At 40.3% G+C, this 21,338-nt stretch carries 22 protein-coding genes; 16 read left to right on the top strand and 6 right to left on the bottom strand.

Going from position 1 to position 21,338, the window contains the following annotated elements; all coding sequences use genetic code 11:
- The first annotated feature begins 25 nt into the window (after positions 1–25).
- Positions 26–643 carry a hypothetical protein gene (locus ACSSTM_RS03255; protein ID WP_034662134.1) on the top strand — a complete coding sequence of 206 codons (618 nt, stop codon included), beginning with the start codon at positions 26–28 and terminating at the stop codon, positions 641–643.
- 66 nt (positions 644–709) lie between these two features.
- On the opposite strand, the gene ACSSTM_RS03250 is transcribed toward ACSSTM_RS03255, so the two are convergent.
- Positions 710–1,468, bottom strand: coding sequence for an N-acetylmuramoyl-L-alanine amidase (locus ACSSTM_RS03250; protein WP_034662131.1), 759 nt, complete (start codon positions 1,466–1,468; stop codon positions 710–712).
- 320 nt (positions 1,469–1,788) lie between these two features.
- Here ACSSTM_RS03250 and spoVK point away from each other — a divergent pair, with 320 nt between their 5' ends.
- From spoVK to ACSSTM_RS03210, 8 genes are all read left to right on the top strand, one after another.
- On the top strand, positions 1,789–2,748 hold the full coding sequence (gene spoVK / locus ACSSTM_RS03245; protein ID WP_034662129.1) for a stage V sporulation protein K: 960 nt from the start codon (positions 1,789–1,791) through the stop codon (positions 2,746–2,748).
- 121 nt (positions 2,749–2,869) lie between these two features.
- On the top strand, positions 2,870–4,132 hold the full coding sequence (gene hflX, locus ACSSTM_RS03240) for a GTPase HflX (RefSeq protein WP_095285196.1): 1,263 nt from the start codon (positions 2,870–2,872) through the stop codon (positions 4,130–4,132).
- Positions 4,133–4,150: 18 nt separating this feature from the next.
- Positions 4,151–5,431 (top strand): aminotransferase class I/II-fold pyridoxal phosphate-dependent enzyme, encoded by a 1,281-nt coding sequence (locus ACSSTM_RS03235; protein WP_034662123.1) that lies wholly within the window; start codon positions 4,151–4,153, stop codon positions 5,429–5,431.
- Positions 5,432–5,522: 91 nt separating this feature from the next.
- A complete protein-coding gene (locus ACSSTM_RS03230; protein WP_034662120.1) occupies positions 5,523–5,933 on the top strand; it encodes a MerR family transcriptional regulator in 411 nt (136 codons plus the stop codon).
- A 59-nt stretch (positions 5,934–5,992) separates the two neighbouring features.
- Positions 5,993–7,327 carry a type I glutamate--ammonia ligase gene (gene glnA / locus ACSSTM_RS03225; RefSeq protein ID WP_034662117.1) on the top strand — a complete coding sequence of 445 codons (1,335 nt, stop codon included), beginning with the start codon at positions 5,993–5,995 and terminating at the stop codon, positions 7,325–7,327.
- 350 nt (positions 7,328–7,677) lie between these two features.
- The gene (locus ACSSTM_RS03220) at positions 7,678–8,484 is read left to right on the top strand and encodes a hypothetical protein (protein WP_189318241.1); all 807 of its coding nucleotides are present in this window, start codon (positions 7,678–7,680) and stop codon (positions 8,482–8,484) included.
- A gap of 134 nt (positions 8,485–8,618) precedes the next feature.
- Complete coding sequence (locus ACSSTM_RS03215) at positions 8,619–10,544, top strand: T7SS effector LXG polymorphic toxin (RefSeq protein WP_275718196.1); 1,926 nt, start codon at positions 8,619–8,621, stop codon at positions 10,542–10,544.
- Between the two features lie 5 nt (positions 10,545–10,549).
- Positions 10,550–11,026 carry an immunity protein YezG family protein gene (locus ACSSTM_RS03210; RefSeq protein WP_106030926.1) on the top strand — a complete coding sequence of 159 codons (477 nt, stop codon included), beginning with the start codon at positions 10,550–10,552 and terminating at the stop codon, positions 11,024–11,026.
- Between the two features lie 75 nt (positions 11,027–11,101).
- Here the strand turns inward: ACSSTM_RS03210 and ACSSTM_RS03205 are convergent, their stop codons facing one another.
- A complete protein-coding gene (locus tag ACSSTM_RS03205) occupies positions 11,102–11,485 on the bottom strand; it encodes a macro domain-containing protein (RefSeq protein WP_275718195.1) in 384 nt (127 codons plus the stop codon).
- A 278-nt stretch (positions 11,486–11,763) separates the two neighbouring features.
- Between ACSSTM_RS03205 and ACSSTM_RS03200 the strand changes: the two genes are divergently transcribed.
- Positions 11,764–12,306, top strand: coding sequence for a GNAT family N-acetyltransferase (locus ACSSTM_RS03200; protein WP_187704519.1), 543 nt, complete (start codon positions 11,764–11,766; stop codon positions 12,304–12,306).
- Positions 12,307–12,447: 141 nt separating this feature from the next.
- On the top strand, positions 12,448–13,029 hold the full coding sequence (locus ACSSTM_RS03195) for an undecaprenyl-diphosphatase (protein WP_437403990.1): 582 nt from the start codon (positions 12,448–12,450) through the stop codon (positions 13,027–13,029).
- Positions 13,030–13,081: 52 nt separating this feature from the next.
- Here ACSSTM_RS03195 and ACSSTM_RS03190 read toward each other — a convergent pair whose 3' ends face one another.
- On the bottom strand, positions 13,082–13,453 hold the full coding sequence (locus tag ACSSTM_RS03190) for an iron chaperone (protein ID WP_034660752.1): 372 nt from the start codon (positions 13,451–13,453) through the stop codon (positions 13,082–13,084).
- A 496-nt stretch (positions 13,454–13,949) separates the two neighbouring features.
- A complete protein-coding gene (locus ACSSTM_RS03185; protein ID WP_034660753.1) occupies positions 13,950–14,195 on the bottom strand; it encodes a hypothetical protein in 246 nt (81 codons plus the stop codon).
- Between the two features lie 440 nt (positions 14,196–14,635).
- On the opposite strand from ACSSTM_RS03185, the gene ACSSTM_RS03180 reads away from it, so the two are divergent.
- From ACSSTM_RS03180 to ACSSTM_RS03160, 5 genes are all read left to right on the top strand, one after another.
- Entirely contained in the window at positions 14,636–15,289 is a 654-nt protein-coding gene (locus ACSSTM_RS03180; RefSeq protein ID WP_034660754.1) for a CotZ-related putative spore coat protein, read from the top strand.
- A 74-nt stretch (positions 15,290–15,363) separates the two neighbouring features.
- Entirely contained in the window at positions 15,364–15,708 is a 345-nt protein-coding gene (locus ACSSTM_RS03175; protein WP_034660755.1) for a DUF3992 domain-containing protein, read from the top strand.
- A gap of 44 nt (positions 15,709–15,752) precedes the next feature.
- A complete protein-coding gene (locus ACSSTM_RS03170; RefSeq protein ID WP_437403989.1) occupies positions 15,753–16,646 on the top strand; it encodes a BclA C-terminal domain-containing protein in 894 nt (297 codons plus the stop codon).
- A 257-nt stretch (positions 16,647–16,903) separates the two neighbouring features.
- A complete protein-coding gene (locus tag ACSSTM_RS03165; protein WP_060596408.1) occupies positions 16,904–18,016 on the top strand; it encodes a tetratricopeptide repeat protein in 1,113 nt (370 codons plus the stop codon).
- 461 nt (positions 18,017–18,477) lie between these two features.
- Positions 18,478–18,714, top strand: a complete 237-nt coding sequence (locus ACSSTM_RS03160) for a hypothetical protein (RefSeq protein ID WP_095285201.1) — start codon at positions 18,478–18,480, stop codon at positions 18,712–18,714.
- 27 nt (positions 18,715–18,741) lie between these two features.
- Here the strand turns inward: ACSSTM_RS03160 and ACSSTM_RS03155 are convergent, their stop codons facing one another.
- Positions 18,742–19,437 carry a YoaK family protein gene (locus ACSSTM_RS03155; protein ID WP_095285202.1) on the bottom strand — a complete coding sequence of 232 codons (696 nt, stop codon included), beginning with the start codon at positions 19,435–19,437 and terminating at the stop codon, positions 18,742–18,744.
- A 34-nt stretch (positions 19,438–19,471) separates the two neighbouring features.
- Positions 19,472–21,337: a DNA ligase D gene (locus ACSSTM_RS03150; RefSeq protein WP_106037915.1), complete on the bottom strand. Its 1,866-nt coding sequence runs from the start codon at positions 21,335–21,337 to the stop codon at positions 19,472–19,474.
- Between the last annotated feature and the right edge of the window lies 1 nt (position 21,338).

The raw sequence follows: 21,338 nt of genomic DNA, 5'->3' as shown, positions 1-21,338 counted from the left end.
CGTTACATACTGGAGGTTACCGAGCATGGGAAAAATGGATGAAATCATACTAGTTGCACCGCGCACACGCGTGTTCCAAAACGAAACGCTTGCGTTTAATGGTGTGAATAGTGAAGAGAAAACAATCAACACCATTATGAAAGAAATCGAAGAGCACTTCGAGCAGATGCGCAGAGGCGATGCGGAAGAAAATCCTGACTTCAAGCAGCCGATTCCTTATGTCGTGATTAAGCGTGAGGACGAAGTGTATGTATATGAAAGGCTTCAAGGCGGGGGAGAGACTCGATTGCATCATAAGTTGTCTCTTGGCTTTGGTGGTCACATGAATTTCATCGAAGGGAAAAACTTTGTTGAAATTCTAAAGGAAAATACGGATCGTGAGCTGGACGAGGAACTTTCTATTCAAGAAGAAGACAAGCTTGAGATGAAAACCCTTGGTTTAATTAATGATGATGACAACAGTGTCGGCCGTGTGCACATTGGCCTGTTATCAGCACTTGAATTAGCGCCGGGTGCTCATGTAGAAGTGAAAGAAACAGATCAAATCTCAGGAAAATGGATGAAAGCATCCGATTTGAAAAAGCCCGAATACTTCGATCGACTTGAAACATGGTCTCAATTTGTCGTGAACATTTTAGCATAAAAGAATCAATCATAAACCGGCTCAGCAGCAGACTTGAGCCGGTTTATTTCGTTATAACAGCTTCAGTTATTGGAAAACGAATGCGTCGTGACCGGCCTGCTTTAGTCTTGCGACGAGGTCATCCGCGTTTTGTTTTGTGCGGAAAGCCCCAGCTTGCACTCGGAACATACCTCCCTCTAATACAACGAAGGCGTCAAAGCCTTTGGATTTAAGTGTGGCTGCTAATTCATCCGCATTGGCTTTCACCTTGAAAGCCCCAGCCTGTACTTTATAAAGATTACCTGCTTTTTTTTTCAGCTGAAAGGCTTTCTCTAATCCAGTGGCATGAGCGCGAGCGATGCCTTGAAGGAAGGTCGCATTGCGGAGCTTATTTGCATCAGCTGTCGTATCGATGAAACCATTCTCTGTTAAAATAGCGGGCATAGAAGTTTCTCGAAGAACGTGGAAGTTCGCTGTTTTCTTGCCGCGGTTGGCAAAATCCACCGAGCGAACAATTTCATCATGAAGGGCATTGCGATACGTGGTGGTCGGTGCTGAAACGCCAGGATACACAAAGCTTTCAAAACCTGTGCCCCCGCCTGCATTAATATGAATAGACACGAAATAGTCAGCTCCCCAGCTGTTTGCCGCATTTGTACGCTGGGCCAAAGTGACGGACTGGTCAATTGAACGACTTAAGCGGACAGAAACGTCATCATAATCACTAATCAACATATCTCTCAGTAAAATCGCGATTTGCAGTGTTATATTTTTCTCCAAAAGTCCATTTGCAGCAGCTCCAGAATCTGTTCCTCCGTGGCCAGGATCAATAAAAATTTTCACCATCTATTCATCACCTCGTCTTTATTTTATGAGAAAATAGAAGAATTGCCTGTACAATATGCGGAAATCATTGAGACTCTTTTCTGCACAATTTGTGATGAGAAAGCTACATTTTTCTAAGAAAAAACAAATTGTTGGTTTGTCCGCCTAAATTGGATGAATACAATGGAAATAGCACATCATTTCCTGGGAAACCGCAGAAATCCCTACAATATTCGGTATCTCGGGTCATTTTGACAGCAAACTTGGGCTTAAGCGGGCGATTGTCACGATTACAGCTCCACCCGAATAGAATAAAGAGAGAAGAGCGAGAGGTGAATACGTTGGAGCGAGCTGTCACATATAAAAACAACGGCCAAATCAATATTATACTTAACGGACAAAAGCAAGTATTGGTTGATGCAGATTCAGAGGCAGAATACTTAGAAGCCTTGCAGAAAAATGAGGCAAAGCACAGCATCTTACGGGAAATAGAGCGTGAAATGAACAGCCTTGTCGGTATGGATGAAATGAAACGAAACATAAAAGAGATTTATGCTTGGATCTTTGTCAATCAAAAAAGGCAGGAACAAGGGTTAAAGGTAGGCAAACAAGCGCTTCATATGATGTTCAAAGGGAATCCAGGCACAGGGAAAACAACGGTTGCAAGACTTGTCGGGAAGCTTTTCTTTGAAATGAATGTCCTCTCAAAGGGGCACTTAATTGAAGCGGAACGCGGAGATCTTGTCGGAGAGTACATTGGTCATACTGCGCAAAAAACAAGGGAGTTAATTAAAAAATCACTAGGCGGCATTTTGTTCATCGACGAAGCCTATTCTCTTGCCCGCGGAGGCGAAAAGGATTTTGGGAAAGAAGCGATTGATACCCTAGTAAAACATATGGAGGACAAACAGCACGAATTCATTCTCATTCTTGCTGGCTACTCTAAGGAAATGGATCATTTTCTATCATTAAACCCTGGGCTGCAATCCAGATTTCCAATCAATATCAGCTTTCCTGATTATACCGTCGATCAGCTCATGGACATTGCCAAACGAATGATGGCTGACAGAGAATATATATTTACCCAAGAAGCTGAATGGAAGCTGCGAGATTACTTAATGCACATTAAAAGCACCACGAGTCCTGCAAAATTCAGCAACGGCCGCTTTGTGCGAAACACGATTGAAAAGGCCATTCGAACCCAAGCGATGAGACTCCTGCTTGTGGATCATTATGATAAAAAAGATTTGCTCACGATTAAAAGTCACGATCTGCAAATGAAAGAGGATACGCCTACTTAAAATGGCGTATCCTTTTTATAAAGAGATACTAAAATAAACCAGCCGAATAGTGGTATACGTGTGATGTGTTTGGTATGATGGTACTACTGAAAACTTAAGTACAGAAAGGAAACAACTGACGTTGAATGAACATGAAATGACAGAAAAAGCGATCCTTGTCGGCTGTCAATTGCCGCATGTCACGGATGAACGCTTTCAATACTCAATGGAAGAATTAGCTTCCTTAACCAAAACAGCTGGCGGTGAAGCTGTCAGCGTGATGACGCAAAAGAGAAATAGACAAGACAGCGCAACATATATCGGTAAAGGCAAAGTAGAAGAGCTTGAAGTGCTTTGCGAGGAATTTGAATGTGATGTCATTATTTTTAATGACGAACTGTCTCCAAGTCAGCTAAAAGCTTTGGCAACTGCCTTAGATGTGAAAATTATTGATCGTACACAATTGATTTTAGACATCTTTGCAAAAAGGGCTCGTACAAGAGAGGGGAAGCTGCAAATAGAGCTTGCCCAGCTTCAGTATGCCTTGCCAAGACTAAGTGGACAAGGAATCAGCCTCTCAAGACAAGGAGGCGGAATTGGCGCAAGAGGTCCAGGTGAAACAAAACTTGAAACAGATAGACGCCATATTCGAAACCGTATTCACGAAATTAATGGGCAATTATCTACAGTCAAAGAACACCGTACAAGATACCGGGAACGCCGGAAGAAAAATGGTGTGTTCCAAATTGCCATTGTTGGGTATACGAATGCCGGAAAATCTACTTTGTTTAACCAATTAACAGATGCAGATAGTCATGAAGAGGATCTGCTGTTTGCGACACTTGATCCAATGACACGTAAGATGACATTAGCATCTGGCTACAGTGTGCTGATTTCAGATACCGTTGGTTTTATCCAAGACCTTCCAACAACACTCATTGCGGCATTTCGTTCCACTCTTGAAGAAGTGAAGGAAGCTGATTATTTGCTTCACGTCATTGATTCTTCTAATGAGGATTACGAAGGTCACGAACGGACGGTTCATGAGCTTTTAGAGGATTTAGAAGCAGATCGTATTCCAATGCTGACGGTTTATAACAAAGAAGATCAAATCAGACCGGATTTCATCCCATCTTCAAAGCATCGTCATCTGTTAATCAGTGCGAGACGCGAAGAAGATGTGAAACGATTAAAAGCGGATATTATGGCAGAACTGAAACAAAACTTTTTAAAGCCATATCATGTGAAGATTCCAGCGTATGAAGGAAAGCTCATCTCCGCATTAAAATCAGAAACGCTTGTAGAATCACTAGAATTTCAAAAAGAAGCAGAACTTTATGACATCACCGGGTTTAGTGGTGAGGAGCAGACCATATTAGGTCAAATCAAGAAGTATATGTTGTAAGAAAGGAATTAAATCAAGATGTTTCATACATTAAAACACGGCAGTATTTTAGAAAAAGTAGCAGCAGAAACAGAACAAGACATTTTACACATGCATCAGCAAATTGATCAAAAGAGCGAACAAAATGAGTGGCGGGTGCTTGAAAGCTACCGAAAGCATAAAGTCAGTGACTCTCACTTTAACCCGACAACTGGATATGGCTATGATGATATGGGAAGAGACACGTTAGAAAAGATCTACGCAGATGTCTTCGGAGGAGAAAGCGGCCTTGTGCGTCCGCAGATCATTTCCGGCACACATGCGATTTCCATTGCGTTATTTGGTGTGCTGAGACCTGGCGATGAATTGATCTATATGACAGGAAAACCATACGATACGCTAGAAGAAATTGTAGGGATCCGCGGCAAAGAAGGGACAGGCTCATTAAAAGATTTCCAGATTGATTACAAGGCCATTGATTTAAGACAAGATGGATCCGTCGATTATGACAAAGTAAAAGAGTCAATCTCCTCTAAAACAAAAATGATCGGCATTCAGCGTTCGAAAGGCTATGCGTCAAGACCCTCCTTTACAATAGAAGAAATCGAGCAAATGATCTCATTTGTAAAAGAGATCAATGAAGAAATCATTGTGTTTGTGGACAACTGTTATGGTGAATTTACTGAATTACAAGAGCCATGTCATGTGGGAGCGGATCTTATGGCAGGTTCCCTTATTAAAAATCCAGGCGGCGGCCTTGCCAAAACAGGCGGCTACATCGTTGGAAAAGAAAAATGGGTAGAAGCTTGCTCTTATCGAATGACATCTCCGGGCATCGGCAGTGAAGCGGGTGCATCGCTGTATGCGCTCCAGGAAATGTATCAAGGATTTTTCTTAGCACCGCATGTTGTGGCTCAAAGCTTAAAGGGCGCAGTGTTCACGGCTCGTTTTCTTGAGAAGCTCGGATTCCAAACGAACCCAGCGTGGAATGCGAAAAGAACGGATTTGATTCAATCAGTCGAATTTGGCGATCCTAACAAAATGATTGCGTTCTGCCAGGCGATTCAATATGCATCTCCGATCAACAGTCACGTCACACCGCATGCGAGCTATATGCCGGGCTACGAGGATGATGTCATCATGGCAGCGGGCACCTTCGTCCAAGGAGCTAGTATCGAATTGTCAGCCGATGGACCGATCAGACCGCCTTATACAGCCTACGTTCAAGGCGGACTCACGTATGCCCATGTGAAAAATGCGATTTGCAGTGCTGTAGATGCCTTATTAGAACAAGGTTTTATCGACATACCTGCTCAATAAAAAAATCCATGTTAATATTCCTAACATAGTGTTGACACATAATATAACATGACATATAATAAATTTAAGCAAAGAGGAGGAGACAGTTGAGATGAGTGATAACATTCGCCGCTCAATGCCTTTATTCCCAATTGGGATTGTCATGCAGCTAACAGAATTATCTGCAAGGCAAATTCGCTATTATGAGGAAAATGGATTAGTATTTCCAGCAAGAAGTGATGGGAATCGCCGATTATTTTCTTTCCATGATGTTGATAAATTACTAGAAATTAAAAACCTCATCGAACAAGGTGTAAACATGGCAGGAATCAAAAAACTTTTTGCCAAAGCTGAGGCAGAAAATCCAGCGTCTGACACAAAGACCGAGGAGAAAACCACAGCCAAGCACAACTTGACAGATGATGAACTCAGGAAGCTACTGAAGAAGGAACTCATTCAGGCTGGACGTTTCCAACAAGGAACGACCTTTAGGCAGGGGGATATGTCAAGGTTCTTCCGTTAACGAATTAGCAAAAGCATTGCTATACAATTTTACCTTTTGTAGGGGAGGAGTTTTACGAAATGGCAAAATACACAAGAGAAGATATCGTAAAATTAGTAAATGAGGAAAACGTAAAGTACATTCGTCTGCAATTTACAGACATTCTCGGAACGATTAAAAATGTTGAAATTCCTGTGAGCCAGTTAGAAAAAGCTCTCGATAACAAATGTATGTTTGACGGTTCATCTATTGAAGGCTTCGTACGTATTGAAGAATCAGATATGTATCTATACCCAGATCTCAACACATTTGTTATTTTCCCTTGGACAGCAGAAAAAGGTAAAGTTGCACGCTTTATTTGTGACATTTACAAGCCGGACGGGACGCCATTTGATGGAGACCCACGTAATAACTTAAAGCGTGTCTTAAAGGAAATGGAAGAACTAGGATTTAGTGATTTCAACCTTGGACCTGAGCCAGAATTCTTCTTATTTAAATTAGATGAAAAAGGCGAGCCAACGCTTGAACTAAACGATAAAGGCGGATACTTTGACCTTGCACCAACAGATCTAGGCGAAAACTGCCGCCGTGATATCGTGCTTGAGCTTGAAGAAATGGGCTTTGAAATTGAAGCATCTCACCACGAAGTAGCACCTGGACAGCATGAAATTGATTTCAAATATGCTGGCGCTATCCGTTCTTGTGATGACATTCAAACGTTCAAACTCGTTGTCAAAACGATTGCGAGAAAGCACGGTCTTCATGCGACATTCATGCCAAAACCATTGTTCGGTGTAAACGGTTCTGGTATGCACTGTAACCTATCATTATTCAAAAATGGCAAAAACGCATTCTTTGATGAAAAAGCAGATTTACAATTAAGCGAGACTGCTAGACACTTTATCGCAGGTATCGTCAAGCACGCAACAAGCTTCACAGCGGTCACAAACCCAACGGTGAACTCTTACAAGCGTCTTGTACCTGGATATGAAGCACCTTGCTACGTTGCATGGAGTGCACAAAACCGCAGTCCATTGATCCGTATCCCTGCATCACGCGGCATCAGCACACGTGTAGAAGTGCGCAGCGTTGACCCATCTGCAAACCCATACCTTGCACTAAGCGTATTACTTGCAGCAGGTCTAGACGGAATCAAAAATAAACTAGCCGCACCAGCACCAATCGACAGAAACATTTATGTCATGGACAAAGAAGAGCGCCTTGAAAACGGCATCTCTGACCTGCCTGCAACACTTGCAGAAGCACTTGAGTTACTGAAATCAAACGAAGTCATGATCAACGCACTAGGCGATCACCTATTCGAACACTTCATCGAATCAAAAGAAATCGAATGGGATATGTTCCGCACCCAAGTACACCCATGGGAACGCGATCAGTATATGTCTCAGTATTAATAATAAAAACCCCTTGGAGCCATTGGTTTCAGGGGTTTATTGTTTTTGGGGGTGTTTCTTATCTTTTAAAATGAAACAGGTATCACCCACAAAAAATGATGAAAAAACCACTCCATGATCTTGGAGATGTGCTCTTCATATTTATTCATTGAATCCATGTCAATTTTTTTGCTAATATGAGAATAAATATCAGATGTTACTCGAATGCTTTTATGGCCAAGTCGCTCCTGAACATATTTCATAGATGCCCAAGATTCTAAAAGTGTAAAAACGGGGGGACAGCGCCAAATGGAGGGGCTTTTAATAAATAAAATTTTTGCAAATCTTAAATAGAAGTGAGTTGAAAGAGAATGTCTGAGAGAATAAAAAAAATTGTTAGGGCAGGAGTATCTGAAAGTCAAATAGAGAATATGAGTACTACATATCCACATAATTATCCTGATTTTAGATTATATAAGTATGTGCCTAAAATGGAAGAAGAGAAGGAGAGATTAGTTGAGGTAAGTAAAATTGTGGGAGCATACCGAGTTAAAAGTAAAGACTCTTGGTTAGAAAATTTTGATGCGATGGGAAGTAGAGTGGATTATCTTATAGATAGCCTAGAGAAAAAAGGCTTAGAAAGCTATAAAAAGTCATTTAAGGAAGATCAGGATAGGAAAATTCATCTTAGCTATTTAGAAGATTTAGATTGTTACTTCACTTCTGGAGATGGTAATCATAGAACGGTTGTAGCAAAAGTTATTGGTATGAATTATATTCAAACAAAGGTATCTCATTATCAACCAAATATAAAACGCATAAAAATCAAAAAAAAGTTAGATTTAATAAAAAAAGAAATATTTGAGAAAGTTAAAAATATGAATTTTGATCACGATGTAAATAAAAATACAGAACAAATTCATATTGATATTTTTTATAAGGAATTAATAATTCAATCAATTTTTATTGAAGATGAATATATTCTTTATCCAGTGGATCAAATAGAAAACTTACAAAAATCAAAGGATAAATTCATTCATCTTTGTTCAAAAATTGAAACCTATAAATTATTGCCTAAAATATTTAAAACTATTTTTTTGGCTTTTTATTCAAGAGGTGACCGAAAAATAAAAGATATTATTAAGGGTTTAGAACGAGAAAATTACTTTATAAAATAAAGATCTAATTAAGAAAACTAAGGAATGCGCCTGAAGTAAAAAAGGATATTCATAAATGGATAAAGTGGTATAAAGTGTCAGACTCCTTATGGTATTCTAGTAAAAGAATATTCCATAAAAGGAGTCTTTTTTATATGAAAATATTAGATGCTCCATCTTTACTATCAGCTGTCGAACAGAGGTCAAAGGCCTATCATGAGCTTCAAGAAGAAATGAAACTTGTGAAAAAAGCATTAAAAAGTGTATCGGGATTAGGTGACGAGTTTACTGGAAAAGGTGCAGATAATATCAAAGCTTTTTATAATGATCTTGCACTATACACGGACACTTATCTTGATTTTATCGATATGCAAAAGGCTTTTTTAGATGGAGTGAAAGGAAAGCTTGATGATGAATCATTAGGCGGTAGTACATTTATTGACGAGCACTTCTTAGACGCTCAATTGAAGCAAGGCATTCAGAACAATAAAGATATGGTGAAGGAACAAAAAGAAGCCCTTACGGCTATTTTTGACGATATTAGTGATTTGATTGAATTGCAGACATTTTCCAGCAAAGAGGTAGACGAGCACTTAGATGATGCGAACAAAAAAAGAAAAGATGCAATTGAGGCTGTACATACATTAGATCATGCCCTAAAAACAGAATACGCAAAATCAGAACCGATTGAAAAACATCTTGCAACATTTTATACAAAAATGATGGCTGCTACAGGAAAAGGAAAGAACGCTCAGCCCATGTATTATGATGCAAAAGCATTTCATGAGACAGATGTGTACAAGAATCATGATAAAATCGATGCACAGGTGAAAGCATATTTAAAAGTAAAAAAAGAAGAAAAAGAGAAACGAAGAATCAAAGAATTGAAGGAAAAGCTCAATGATCCTTCGTGTATATCAGAAGAGAAATACTTTGAGATTGTAGACGAAATTGGATATGAAAATCTTTCTTACGATCAAAAAATGTATTACAGCCAGCTGCTCCAAATCAAAGCGCAGGAAGAAGCATCAGAGGTATTCGTTGATAGTGTAAAAGGTGCTGCAGTGGGTCTATATGATGTGGCAAAAGATACAGTGGTTGGTATCTACGATCTTGTAACAGACCCTGGAGGTGCCGTTGAATCGGTTGTAACGGCTGTTTCTCATCCAATTGAAACATCGAAAGCAATTGGAAAATCAATTTCAGACTCATTCCAAAAAGAAGTCATAGATGGTGATGCGTATTCCCGGTCACACTGGTTCGCCTATGCGACTGGTTCACTAGCAGAAATCGTCTTTGGCTCTAAAGGGGCAGGAGCCATTACAAAAACAGGGACAACAGCGGCTAAAACTACAGTGAAGAAAGGGCTTGAACAAGGAGCAAAATCATTAGACAGAGTCTCCATTCCTAGCCTATTGCCATATTCACCAAAGTTTCAAATGGCTGGCGGACCGAAGCTACCATATAACGTTTTTGACGGAGAAAATCTTAAAAATAAACTCCTCTCCATGGCAAAGCGTCTAGACAACAACTCAGGATACGGAATCTCTAAGACAGGCAGACGATTACCAGCACCAAAATCACCGCCAACCGTTGTCAGTTACGGAGATCACTATGTGAGATGGAAACGTAAAAAAGTATTAAAACCAAATGTCGTTTATTCAACAAAGCAAGGGTACACCTACACAACCGACCACTACGGAAGGATTGTCAAAGTCGAAGCAAGTGATTTAAAATACGGAGAGATCAAAAGAAACCAATATGCTCAGTCCAATTCAGGAAAGCCTGATCGATTACTAGATGATGATGGAGGTCATTTGATTGCCTCTATTTTTAAAGGGTCTGGGGATATTGATAATCTCATACCTATGAATTCACAGATCAATCGAAGTGGTGGGAAATGGTATCAGATAGAACAAGAGTGGTTAGCAGCCTTGAGGAAAGACCCACCTAAACATGTAGAGGTTAGTATTCGGCCTATCTATAAAGATGATTCATTAAGACCTGAAAGTTTTGTAGTGAGATATAAAATTGGAAAACGTTCCGTTCGTGAAACTATTAAAAATCAACCTGGAGGTTAATACTAGTGGAATCAATAGAACAATATTATAAAAAAATTGCAGAAGCAATTAATGAAATTATACCATGTGATTGGGATAAAGTTTGGATGTACGCTGAAATTCTAGACGATTCAGCTGGAATTACTTTTTATTTTACTGAACCTAATAATGAAGAATGTGTTTATGGACATGATATTCCAGAAAGATATAGAGTAAGTGACTCTACTTATGACCATTTATTAGTTGAACTCAGTGAAGTCTTTGAAGATTTGAAAAAGGAGTATATAAAAAATGGTTTAGGAGCTTGGACAACAGCTACCCTTCAGCTGGAGAAGTCAGGGAAGTTTTCAATTGAGTACGGCTATGAAGATATTCTCAATATAGGGCTTTATGGCATTCAGAGAATAGAGGTTTGGGAATATGAAACATTCGGGATTCTCCCTGAAGATGAGGAAGATAAAGAAACTGTGTTAAATTATATAAAAAATAAAAATAACAGCTAACACACATTACCCTCCAATTTAAGGAGGGTTTTTGTATGACTGTATTTTATATATTTCATAAAAACCTCATTCCCTTTATCTAAACCGATAAACCGTCACTTCACAATCACCCAATACCCCTTCAATCATGTCTTCCACGATCGTCCAATCGCCGCCCGCCAGTCCGCAGCCGATCCCGTAAGGAATGGCGATGGAAGTTTGGTTTTTCTTTTCATTTGAATGGGTTACTGTGTCTTTTAGGCTTTGTAAGCAGCTGCGTAAGGCATCGTAGTCCGTTTGCATTCTTTTTCTACCGTATCCAGTTTGAGCAAATAAGTTGGCAATTGTTTTTCCGTCATTCGTTGTGATGAGTTGAACGGAGCTTAACAAGTCATCTCCTTGTTCTGTACATAATTGTTTATACTTTTTGTATACATTGGGGTATTTGCTTTTGATTTGTTTGGCTAATCCAGCGCCCATGACCCCTTTACAGTTCACCTGGTGACAGAGATGTCTTCACTTGCCTCTAAAATGTTACCATCCACTGTTTTGATCACATCAAGTAACCCCTTTTTAATAAAATACAAACTTATGTTCTATTTTATCAGTTTTGATCAAATTATTTAATAGCAAAATGCTTTTTATGAGTTTCGTTTATTTGAAGACACTTCACAACAACTTGATTGTCAAAGCAGGTGCATGTCATCTAAAATATGGAGAGACTAGAAAACACGAAATGATGCAAAGAGGAGTCATTTATGAATCAATTAGAAACGAATCGTTTAATTCTTAGACCGTTTTGTGATGAAGATGCGGCAGGGATGCTGGAGTACTTGTCTAATCCAAGAGTAAATTGTTTTCTTAGTGATCGAATTTTTTCATTAGAAGAAGCTGTGGCTAAAGTGCAAAAGAGAAAAGAAGATCATTCATATGTAGCGGTTTGTTTAAAAGAAAGTCAACTAATTATCGGTGAGTTGTTTCATTTAAAAGAGGAGCCTGATACGTATTCAATCGGCTGGAATTTCAATGCAGCATATGAAGGAAAGGGGTATGCACGTGAGAGTGCTGAAGCATTCTTGACCTATTTATTTGTAGAAAAGGGAGCAAGGCGGCTTTATGCCTATGTAGAAGATGATAATGTCCGTTCACAGGCATTATGTGAGCGATTAGGCATGCGGAAAGAAGGCCTTTTTCTTGAGTTTATTTCATTTACTACTTATGAGGACGGCACCCCTAAATATGAAAACACGTATCAATATGCTTTGCTAAAAAAGGAATGGGAGCAGCATCACTCTCTATAGAGCACTCAGTGAATGATGTGCAGGTGACAGTAAAGTGACAAACATGTCATATGATTCCATGGTTTGTTCGTTCGATCGATGGAGCGGTCATCTCATTTCAATTATCCTTGTCATAAATCGAGGAAAAAGGGATGAAATGAGATGCAGGGATTTAATGAAAATTTATTTAGGTGGGTGAATCAGCTCAGTATCGATCATGGTTACTTGAATCCGTTATTCATTGGACTAGCTGAATATACAGTGCTGTTAGCAGCGCTCATGTGTCTGTTCATATGGTTTCAAAATCGGAGCAGAACCAATAGGCAGGTGGTCGTATCTGCCGGATTTACTTTCATATTGGCAGAGTTAATTAGCAAAATTGCAGGAATTTTTTATTCCAACCAGCAGCCCTTTGCCGAAATGAGCCATGTCAATCTTTTGATTCAAAAGGAAGTAAATAACTCTTTTCCGAGTGATCATACCATCTTTATTTTTTCTGTTTGTCTGATCTTTTGGCTTTTTCACAAACGCCATGTTTATTGGCTGATCATTGCGTGCGCCGTTGGTTTTTCAAGGATTTGGGTAGGTGTCCATTATCCATTTGATGTCTTAGCAGGTGCTGTCATGGCGTGTTTAACAGCGGTCGCTGTTGTATATTTGCCGATATGCCAAAGGAGCGTTAATACCATTTTGTCATGTTATGAGTGGCTTGAGCAGAAAGTTGTAAGGAAGAGAACAAAATAACATGTTGCAGCAAAATACCCCGGTCTGTTAATGGCTCAGATCGGGGTGCTTTTTATTTTCGCCAAAACGTTGAACAATCCGCTTTGTCTTCGATATTAAATTCGATGATTTTTTTTAGGAGAGGATAATCAACTGGCAAGCTTTCCTTCATGCGAAACATCTTTTTTCCATGATCGTAACCCGCTTGTACAATGTCAGCTGAAAAGTGATCGATTCCTTTACCTTCTGGTGCGACAGAAATGTGATGTTTTGCTACGCTAAACCCAATAATAAATGTGCCGTGGTCTGTGAACATGGGCTGATTCCAAGCAATTCTTGGCTCTAATTGAGGGAATGTGTCTAAAATCCATTGTAAAATGTCTTGTGTGCGCTGCTTCAGCTTTGGATTACCGATATTGCTTACATATTCTTCAAACACATGCATGATGTTTTATCCTCCAATTCCATCGACCTCATACGTCTCAGACGGGATTCGAACCCGGTAAGCATAGATTAGGGGCAACACCGCTTCCCTACGGAATTTCACCTGTCTCAGTGTGCTTTTTGATGCTTCTGAAACCCTTACCTTGCGGCTCGCCAGCTATAATTCGTTTTACAGTGCTCTAGCCTTCTAGAGCTGCTGAGGCGCGGAAGTTATTGATCTTATTATATATAGTAAAATGCTAATAGGGTTATTGTAAAGAAAAACCTATGTATAAAGAGATTAGGGAGATTAAACCAAAATATGCTCCAAAATTAACTATTACAAGGTATATAATGAAATCGGTATGAGTGAAAGATTGTATACACGTTTAAAAGCAAAGACTTTCCTAGACCTGGATTATGCTCTCAATGAGGTTTAATTTAAAGCACCCATTTAGAGGAGTTTGACTTTGAAGTAAAAAACGACCCCAAAATTGGAAGTCGTTTTGTAAATATTTTTATTTTGAAACAAAGCATTTTCCGTTAGATAATACTTCGCATTTTACAAGGAAATAACTGTTACTACTTGTCCAAACTTGAGTGTAACTTACCCCATTTTGTTTAATTAATACGTAATCCCACTGATCAGGATAAGCATCTCTGACCCACTCTAACGGAGCAGCACTTGCAGTATTCATAGAAAATAACATTGTTGCAGAAAAGGCGATAGATAATACAGCTTTTTTTAATGTTGATTTTTTCAAACAAAACAACTCCTTAATTTGAATTAACCTATTATTTGTAAATAGGTTAATTCAATAGTATCAAAGAGAAAAAGCATTTTGTGTCGAATTTTGTAAAAATACCTTAAATTTACCTATTTATATAAGGTGATAATTTTCACAATGTATGAATAAACCTTTTAACACTTTTAAAGCTTTATTGATTTGTTTTTTTATTTGCGTATAACTGGCGTCGTTTTTGGCGGAGCATGACGTAATATCGTATTATGCGATAGATGAATTGAACAGCTTTTAAAAGTGACTTTTCGTTCGGTAAATTTTGCGATTAGTTCCATGGGTTCTCTTTCTGCCGCTGATCTTTACGCGAATCGCACAAAATAGTCAAAGGCACATATGATAAAAGACCATATGGATTTGTATACAGCATTGAATTGGGCTGATAGAAAGTGACAAACCTGTTGATGAGTAAACTGAAAGAGATAATTAATCAAACAAAAAATGAAGGCTTTACTCACAAACGTTCAATGAGTTCTCCTTTTTTGCTCATCATGGAAAATGGGGAACCTTTCTACTCCTGGGTGTTCGTTGAAAGAAGTGTGTTTAATACTTGCTATTTTTCTTTAATTTCCATCAATGAAGAACAGAATTGTGTGGTATTAGAGCTCCTTGTTCCATGCTGCATGAGGTCGACTTGCTGTCAGAAAGTCTTGTATCGATCCAGTTCAAAGATCCTTGTTGATCTTTCTTTTTTATGCGGAATGATTGAAGCAGAGCTGCCAGTATATGATGCGCTCATTTTAAAGAACATAGAACCTCACCACCTCCTTCTTGATTTTTCAACATCCCCCAGTTCGGTTGAAATCTGGCGTAATGGAACAAGATTACTAAATACAGCAACAGTGGTTTTGCATCATCATGATGATCAAGAAGTGCCAGTTTCTATTACCATTCAAACAAAAAAAGCATGTCATGACATATGTGTCCAAAAAGGAGAAAGTCGATCGATTACTGTAAAAGATATGATGTTGATTTTAAAGAAACAAGCCACTGAAAACGTGCAAGCGCGCTTAGACATTCAATTAAACATGGTACAAAGGAAAAAAATAAGGCTTTGAGTCTGGGATAATCGCACAATCTTCATAGAACACTAGATCATAGTCTATCAAGAATAGGTTGAAGGAGGGTTAAAATGGCTATTTTAGGCGGGTGTAGTAATGAGCAAACAGGCTTTGTGAATGATGCGGTATGCTTCACAGTCGATTTAGCAGCAGCAGCGGATCCAGTTGTCGTCTGGACGGATGGAACACCATTTGTCATAAACGGGACCATTATGGTGGAAAACAACGGAATCGTGGCTGTAGCACCAACTGTGACATTAGAGGTCAACGGTGCGGCTGTTCCAGATTTCACTGTACCTCCAGGAGAGAGTCGATCCATTACGCTCAGTGATCTTAACTCCATTGGGATTGTAGCTACTGGCGGGACCTCGACTGGAAGTATTGTCGTTTCTTTTTCTCTCAATTATCAGTATTAGTGTGTATGTCTTAAAGATTCCACAGTTTGAAAGAAGTGAGAGGCATGTGCGCCCAACTTAATATGTGTGGAGGAATAACAGGTCCAACGGGATCAACCGGCCCGACCGGAGTAACCGGAGCAACAGGTCCAACAGGATCAACCGGCCCAACAGGTCCAACAGGATCAATGGGATCAACCGGCCCGACCGGAGCAACAGGTCCAACGGGAGCAACCGGAGTAACCGGAGTAACGGGTTCAACAGGAGCAACCGGCCGGACCGGAGTAACGGGTTCAACAGGAGTAACAGGTCCAACAGGAGTAACAGGTCCAACGGGAATAACCGGAATAACGGGTCCAACCGGAGTATCCGGAACAACCGGATTAACCGGCCCGACCGGAGTAACGGGTCCAACAGGAGTAACCGGCTCGACCGGAGTAACGGGAACAACCGGATCAACGGGCCCAACAGGAGTAACAGGTCCAACGGGAGCAACAGGATCAACCGGCCCAACCGGATCAACAGGAGTAACAGGTCCAACCGGCACAATTGTGACCGCTAACTCAATGTACGCGTCCAATACGGCGGGAAGTACAGTGCTTGTTGTCATAGGCGGGACAGCGGTTTCCTTGCCTAATAATCAGAGCTTAGATGGTTTTACGGCAAGTGGTGGAAATACGATTTTTACAGTGCCTGTCTCAGGCCGCTATTTCATCACATATCAAGTGAACACAAGTGTAGCGCTGCTTGCCGGAACAAGGATCATTAACAGCGGATCTGCCATTCCTGGTTCTATATTAACACCCGCTTTATCGGCATCTACCTACAACGTATCACTCATTACAACACTTGCAGCAGGTAACCAGATTTCTCTCCAAATTTTCGGTTTAGTCGCAGCAATAGTGTTACTTGGGGGAGGATCGGTTGGAGCGGCACTTACTATTATACGATTGGAATAAGGACAAAAAGCCCCCAAAAAAGGGCTTTTTCATTTCATTACGAGATGATTGGTTACTTTAAAACCGAAAAAAGGCGGAATTTTTACACAAACATCATTGACTAGAAGAAAGAAACGCATTTTCAATGGAAACGGTTATTGAAGATTCGAGAGATTCATATTAAAATGATCTCAAATGGACTTAATTAGCAATTGCTAATAGAAGTTCCATATTTAGTGAAATCATGTGATGCAGCTGAAGGTGATTGGGGGTGTAGAATGAGCAAGATTCCTGTTGCGGAATTGGCATCATTATTAAATGACTGGAACATGGAAATCAAAAAAGATCATGCAGATGAGGCAGAACGGTTATTTGCTAAAGCGAAACAAGCGGTAGAGGAAATTGACGATGCGGACATCCTTATGTACTATTCTCTTCTTGAGAAGAGGCATCACATTCTCATGTACAATTTAAGAGGGCAAAAGGGCAGTGTTTCAACGAGAAGTATAGAAGGTCATCACGGGAAAAAAGAGGATGACTTGTCTAACCGACTTGCCTACTATTTTGATTTTTATGAGGGTGTGTATGAGCAGCATCAAGGAAATTACGAGGTTGCATTGCAAATGTATCAAAGTGCTGAAAAGCTCTTAGATAAAATTCCAAGTGAGATCGAACGTGCTGATTTCGATTTTAAGGTGGCCTGGCTTTACTACCGGCTTAGTCATATCATGCTCTCATTAAGCTATATCCGCAGAGCACTTCACGTCTATAAACGGCACAAGCATTATGAAAGAAGAACAGCCCTTTCATACTCTCTCATTGCGGCGAATCAAACAGAGATCGGCCGGTATGAAGAGGCGCTTGAAAATTATCGCCTGGCGGAAGAGGTTTTGACAAGCGAGCAGGATGACTTTATGCTGGCTCAGCTCCATCACAATGTAGCCATTTTATATTCATTTTGGAACAAACCGAAAGAATCAATACGTCATCTTGAAAAAGCACTGTCCCATCAAGAATATTATGAGTCGGATTTCTTTTTCCATTCTACGTATCTGATCAGCCGGGAACTCTGTGTGATTGGTGAAAAGCAGCGTGCAAGCCAATATATAGAGGCTGCGTATGCCAGAATAAAAGATGCTTCTCATGAAGTGTTTCAGCTGAAAATAGGCATCGTCCATGACCTTTACTTAACGAATGCACCACAAAGATTTCAGCAAATTGATGAGAAATTAAGAAAGTTAGAAGAGAAGAATGAATATCATGAAGTAAAAGAGCTTTCACATTTTGCTGCTAAGTATTGTGAAAAGCAAGCACTTTATGAGCAGTCTGTTTTTTACTTGAACAAAAGTTTAGAAGCGGATTTACATATGAAAAGAATGGGGTTGATTTAAGATGAAAACAGGTTTAAAAGTATTATTCGTTGTAGGTTTAGCGATCGCTGCGTCAGTTCTGACTCAAAACGTTGCGGGTTCTTTCGAAGTAGCAGAAAAAATCATTGGTGGTTAATCCACCATTTATCTCTCGCCCTTGTTGATCATCGTCAGCAAGGGTTTTTTGTATGTTGTTAATAGGCTCTTCTTATTAAACGCTACAAGAACGTTTAATAAGAAGAATTCGCAACAAAGGGGGTGTGCAAATTTGTTACCTGCCCCATTATTCTAAATAAACATAGGGCAGCGCAACAAGTTAAAAAGGTCACCTTTCTTTGCTTAATTTAATTTTTTGCAGGACTTTTCATTCACATTTTATCAAATTGGTCTATTGTACATAGAAGTAAAAGAAAAAGTCGGAACACCGCTCCATTTGTCATGCATATGATGTGATGAGTTGTTAGACGAAAGCAGGTGATTGTATGTATCCACGAGTTTATGGAGGTTTTCATGGAGGCGGTTTTAGCGGTGGGGGAGCACATATCGGATCGGTTGGTTCTCATATCGGCTTTGGCGGGTATTATGTGAGCTCTGGTGTGTTTTCTGGTTTAGGCGGTTTCCCTGGATACGGGGGATTCGGGACATTTTCTGGATATCCGTATGGCTCCACGTTCATTATGGGGCGTCCTCCTGGTTTTTATGTGAGAAGTTATGAGTGAACGTTGAAATAGCCATCTAACGATTGGCTATTTCAATTGGTGAAAGTGCTTCAATGCAGCAGTGATCACAATCACCCCAAGGATAGAGATAGGCAGCCAAATGATGATAAACGGGTCGTACGCATCTGTGTATGCCGCTAAAGCGGCACCTAGGCAGTAAAAGACAATAGAGCCTATTCGCATGAAACTGACATGCTGTATAGGAGCTTTTCTTTTTTCCCGGTGTGAAATGCGCTGAGCCAAATCTTCAAATAGGTTAGCGAGTGTACTCGTTAGAACCGTTGTGGAAATGCCAGCCACATTTAATTTGCGGGCGGCCGCTGTCTGCAGGCCCATGGCCATACTTAAAAGGATAATGAGCATAAAATAAGCACCTTGTGTATAAGGGAAAATGGTCATGAGAGCAAATAGAAGTAGTATCATGACTTCTATGATAAAGATACGTGTAACGGCTTTTGGCCAAAACGTTTTCTCATGCTTTCCGCCTATCACAACAGCAAGTAAAACCCCTAGAACGAATCCACTCAGTGCAGTGATGGAATGAAGGGCTGTTAGCTGCAAGGAGCTTCCTGCTGCAATGCCAAGCAGCACAATATTACCTGTCATATTGGCTGTAAACACATGCCCTAGGCTCAAATAGCCAATCACATCTACAATACCTGCGGAAAGGCACAAGAAGATTAGTGCTGTATTTCGAAATGAATGTGCGGTCAAAATGGTCATCCCTTTCTTACTCTCTAATGAATAAGTGTAACGCTTAATGACCGCGTATGTCCATCTTATGTGCCGGTATAATGTCTTCAAGCCGATGTAAGACTTGTCTGAAAGTGTCATCATTTACAAGATGCCTCATACGGCGGAATGGATCTCCTTTTTCCTTTAGACGCTCTATAACAGCTGGCATGGTAAACAAAGAAGGATGAAGGCCATCGTGATGGAGTTCGCCCCATTCAAGCGGTGTCGCTACAAGTCCAAGCTCATTTCCTCTTGGTGAATAGGGCGCGATGATTGTTTTTCCAGCATCGTGCTGAATATAGTCTAAATACAAGCGATTGCCGCGTTTTTTCTTAAGACGTTCTAAAGTAAATAGCTCAGGAGCTTGTTCACATAAAAATTGGCATATAAACGCGGTGAATGATCTCGTTTCTTCGTATGTGAAGGCATTTTTCTTTAATGGAATATACACTTGCAGTCCTTTACCGCCGCTTGTTTTAATAAAGGCTGTAAGAAAGAGCCCGTCTAAAAGCGCTTTGATTCGCTTGGCAGCTTCTATGGCTAGATGAAACTCGTTAACAGATGGCGGGTCTAAATCAAAGACGATTTCGACCGGCCGGTCCGTATCCCTTGTTTCAAAAGGAATATGAAATTCCATCGCAAGCTGGTTACCGAGCCAAAGAAGCGTCTGAGGGTCATTACAGACCGTGTAAGCAATATCATCAACTTGATCGGTCAACACAAAATCTGGTGCATAATCAGGTGTCGACTTTTGATAAAAGAATTCATCCCCAGCGCCATGGGGGAACCGAATTAAAGTAAGTCGTCTTTCACGTAAAAAGGGCAAGAGATAGGGAGCCGCTTGTCTCAAATAAAGTAAGTAATCTGCCTTGTTCAGATGAAGAGCCGGCACAATCGGTTTTTCAGGATGAGTGACGTCAATCACGGCAGGGAGCGGATACAGCTGTTTGAGCATTTGCTGAAACGTACACGCTGCTGGGTCAGTATCTAGTAAAAAGGAAGAAAAACGCGGCTCTCTTAAGGCGGATCCATCAAAGGATATACAAGCAATGCTGGCGACGATAGAAGGAGGGATTTCATATCCTGATGCTCCTTTTAGCTGGCCTTTTGTTTGAAAGAGTGTACGCAGCGTTTGTTCTTCTTCTTTAGAAAACCCATGCTTGAATTGGACAACCTCGGTGAGATGATGATCTTGATAAATACAGCCTTGGAAATAGCCATTTTCTTTATCAAAACGAGTCACAATGACAGAGACATAGCGCCAGTTTTTGACTTTCAGCCATTCTTTTGACCGGGTATTGTCGTGCCATTTACTCGTCTTTTTTTTCGCAACGAGTCCTTCTGCTAAATACGTCGTCATCAGCTTTTTCATATATTCATGATTTGTGTCTGTATGAATAAGTTGAAGAAGGGAAGGGTGCTCCAGCTGAACAGATGGCGGAAGTTTTGCTTCTTGGAAAACTTGCTGTAACTGTTTTTTCCTATCCATCAACGGTAAATCAACAAGGGATCTCCCTGTACATCTTAATAGATCAAATGCAATCAAATGACATGGAAACCGCTCAGCCTGCAGCTTAATAGCCTCTTTGTTTTTCAGCCTGCCTCTTTGCTGAACCCTCGCAAAATCGCTTTGCTGTTCATCCAGTAAAAAGACCAATTCCCCATCAAACGTAAGTGGTAAAAAAGGAGCAAACTGGTCCCTTAATTGTTCGCACTGTTCAATAACCTCAGGAAACTGTTCGTTTAATCGTTTTCCGGATCTACTTTCTAAATGAATCTCGTTTTCCTCCCACATCAGGATGGTCCGAAAGCCATCATATTTTAATTCATACACCCAGTCTGAACCGGTAGGAATATCATGTGCCGCCGTTAATCGCATAGGTTTCATT

It is taken from the genome of Bacillus sp. RK1064 (genome assembly GCF_051488405.1).
In the GTDB taxonomy this organism is placed as follows: Bacteria; Bacillota; Bacilli; order Bacillales; family Bacillaceae; genus Bacillus.
Note: the sequence above shows the minus strand (reverse complement) of the source record. Positions and strands in the feature narration are given on the sequence as shown.